The sequence below is a fragment of the Bartonella sp. CR84HXZ genome (assembly GCF_042194535.1).
GTDB lineage: Bacteria > Pseudomonadota > Alphaproteobacteria > Rhizobiales > Rhizobiaceae > Bartonella > Bartonella grahamii.
In genome coordinates, this window is the sequence record NZ_JBHIMY010000048.1 from 1 (window position 1) to 3,899 (window position 3,899).

1 pseudogene is annotated in these 3,899 nt (G+C 41.5%); it reads right to left on the bottom strand.

Annotation, left to right across the window (positions count from 1 at the left end):
• Positions 1–3,899, bottom strand: a pseudogene (locus ACFIKD_RS08995) (hypothetical protein); the annotation flags it as partial.

The window sequence follows — 3,899 nt, forward strand, 5'->3', positions numbered from 1 at the left end:
TTCTCATACTTGGCGCCACCACCTAAAGACGTAGCAACCCCTGTGCCAAAGCTATGAAGCTGTGAGCCATTAACGGCGTCTGTTGAAGTTTCACTGATAGCTCCAGCTGCAAGAGACGTTATCTTGCTGTTTTCTTGTGTCACTACAACTGTGCTGTCTTCTTTTTCTTCCTTCTTTTCATGCTGCGCTACAAAGGCATGGACTTTATCACTCCACAACAAAGCATCACCTTTAACTTCTTTCGAAATATCATCGATCTTTTGGGTAAACTTATTTTCTACATTCGTTAGATGATTGTTCACATTCTTGACACTCGTATCAAGACCAGCAAAGGCTGAACCAACATCGTTATATGACTTTTCTGTTGCCTTACCATCTTCAGCAACATTTGAGATCTTATAAGTCGGAGCTGTAAAAGCACCATCTGCAAATGTTGCACCACCACCAAAATAGGTAGCAACGTTATTGCCTAGTGAATGAAGCTGATCACCATTTACAGCATCATGTGAATCCTTGGCAATCTTACCAGCGGCAACATTATGCAATGCAACAGTGCCTGTTTTGGGATCTCCAAAAGTCACACTATTCTTATTAATTTTAGGTGCTGTTCTGGTAAGTGTACTGACCTCTTCTGAAGCTTCTTCCTCATCATAAAGAACTGCCACAGAACGCACTTCTTCAATGTCATCAGAAAGTTTTGTCACATTCTCATCAAGCTGTCCCTTGTTAACTGCTTCGTCGTTCTTTTCTGCATCCTTCACACCAGAAAGTGTCCGCGCCGTATTTTTATTATCGGCAAGAGTAATCACACCACCCTCTTTTTCGCCACCAATCTTGATTATTTTCTGCTCTTCATTCCACTTAACAAGACTATTACTTACCACATTAGTAATATCGTTTTTAACATTCGTGAAAGATGTACCAACATCAGCCAAAGCTTCTGCAACAGTATTATACTTCTTCTCTTCTTCAGTACCATCATCCTTAACAGTCTTAATCGTGAACGTAGGAGCAATCCATTTGCCTTCTTTATCATATCCAGCGCCACCGCCAAAATAACTACCAACCATTTCACTCATAGAATAAATCTGAGAGCCATTAATGGCGTCCGTTGAATCTGCTGCAATCTTGCCAGCCGCAAGTGATGTGATCTTGCTGTTTTCTTGCGTCACTACAACTTTGCCGTCTTCTTTTTCTTCCTTCTTTTCATGCTGCGCGACAAAGGCATGGGCTTTATCACTCCATAACAAGGAATCCTGAGCAACACCTTCAGAGACTTCCTTAATGCGAGCGTTCACATTCTTGATATTTGTATCAAGACCAGCAAAAGCGGTTCCAACATCGTTGTATGACTTTTCTGTTGCCGTACCATCTGTAGTAATACTGGATAAATTATAGATCGGTCCTTTAAAAATACCTTTCTCAAATGAGGCATTACCACCTAAAAATTTGGCAACATCCTCACCGATTGTGTTAACCTGACCACCCGTGATTACATCACGTGAATCCTTGGCAATCTTACCATCAGCAACATTATGGAGACCTACAGCTGTCTTATCTTTACCACCCAAGGTGATATTCGCATAATCAACTTTACCATCCTTTTGTTTATCGTAATGAACAACTGCTGATTCATCAGACTGAAGACTGTTGGAAAGATCCGTTAAACCTTTCTCAAGCTGTCCTTTGTTAACGGCTTCATTATCCTTGGTCGCTGCCTTCACACCAGAAAGAGTTCTATCCCCTTTGTCCTTATTGGCGATATTAATTTCTCCGCCTTCTGATTTAGCACCAATAGTGAGGAGATGCGTTGTTTTATCTTGCTGAACAAAGCTTTCGCTTTCCACTTTGTTAACCACATTGTTAACCTGCTCAGTCAATTTATTCTGAACATTCGTGATAGAGCTACCAACTCCACTCAAAGCAGATGCTACATCAGAATAAACCTTATCTTCAGAAACACCATCATCCTTAACCGATTTAACCTTGAATGTAGGAGCGGTCCATACGCCACCTTCATATTTAGCACCACCCCCTAAAGACGTAGCAACCCCTGTGCCTAATGTATGAAGCTGTGAGCCATTTACTGCATCTGTTGAAGTTTCACTGATAGCTCCAGCTGCAAGAGACGTTATCTTGCTGTTTTCTTGTGTCACTACAACTGTGTTGTCGTCTTTTTCTTCCTTCTTTTCATGCTGCGCGACAAAGGCATGGGCTGTATCACTCCATAACAAGGCATCGCCTTTAAATTTTTGCGTAATATTCGTTACTTTGTCAGTAAAATTTTTGACCTCATTCGTTAGATGCGTATTCACATTCTTGATACTCGCATCAAGACCAGCAAAGGCTGAACCAACATCGTTATATGAACTAGTCGTTACTGTACCATTGTCAGTAATATTAGAGATCTTATAAGTCGGAGCTGTAAAAGCACCATCTGCAAATGTTGAACCACCACCAAAATATGTCGCAGCCTTGTCGCCCAATGAATGAAGCTGATCACCATTTACGGCATCATGTGAATCCTTAGCAATATTACCAGCGGCAACATTATGCAATCCAACCTGACCCTTGCTCGGATCTCCAAAAGTCACACTGTTTTGTTTCGCTTTAGGTGCTGTTCTGGTAAGTGTACTGACCTCTTCTGTTGTATCTTCTTCTATATCGTAGAAAACTGCTACAGAACGCACGTCATTAATTTCATTCGTAAGTGCATTCACATTTCTATCAAGCTGGGCTTTATTAACCGCTTCGTCACCCTTTTCTGCATCCTTCACACCAGAGAGAGTTCGAGCCTTACTATCCTTATCTGCAACAGTGATTGTCGTACCATCTTTTTCGCCACCAATCTTGATCAGTTTCTTCTCTTCATTCCACTTAACAAGACTATCACTTCTCATAGTGTTAATCTCATTATGAACACTCTGGAAAGAATTACCAACACTAGAAAAAGCATCCGCTACATTCTGATAAGTCTCATCAGTAATATGGCCATCAGAACCGATTTGTTTGACCTTGAAAGTAGGAGCTATCCATGCGCCTTCTTTATTATATCCAGCGCCACCGCCAAAATAACTACCAACCATTTCACTCATAGAATAAATCTGAGAGCCATTAACGGCGTCCGTTGAATCTGCTGTAATCTTGCCAGCCGCAAGCGATGTGATCTTGCTGTTTTCTTGTGTCACTACAACTGTGCCGTTTTCTTCTTTTTTCTTCTTTTCATGCTGCGCGACAAAGGCATGGGATTTATCATTCCATAACAAAGCATCGCCTTGGACTGCTTGCGTAATATTCGTTACTTTTTCAGTAAAATTTTTGATCTCATTCGTTAGATGCGTATTTACATTCTTGACACTCGTATCAAGACCAGCAAAAGCTGAACCAACATCGTTGTATGACTTTTCTGTTGCCTTACCATCTTCAGCAACATTTGAGATCTTATAAGTCGGAGCTGTAAAAGCGCCATCTGCAAATGTTGCGCTACCGCCAAAATAGGTAGCAACGGTATTGCCTAGTGAATGAAGCTGTGAGCCATTAATGGCATCTGTGGAATCTTTCGTAATAGCTCCTGCTGCAAGAGACGTTATCTTGCTGTTTTCTTGTGTCACTACAACTTTGCCGTCTTTTTCTTCCCTCTTTTCATGCTGCGCTACAAAGGCATGAGCAGTTTTGCTCCAGTTCAAAGAATCCTGAGCAACTCCTTCTGAGACTTCCTTAATGCGAGCGTTCACAGTCTTGATATTGCTATCAAGACCTGCAAAAGCGGTTCCAACACCTTGGAACGAACTCTCTGTCACAACTCCATCTGTGGCAATGTGTGATAATTTATAGGTTGGCTGTGTAAGAGCTCCATTTGTAAATGCAGCATCTCCACCTAAGAACTTGGCAACATCCTC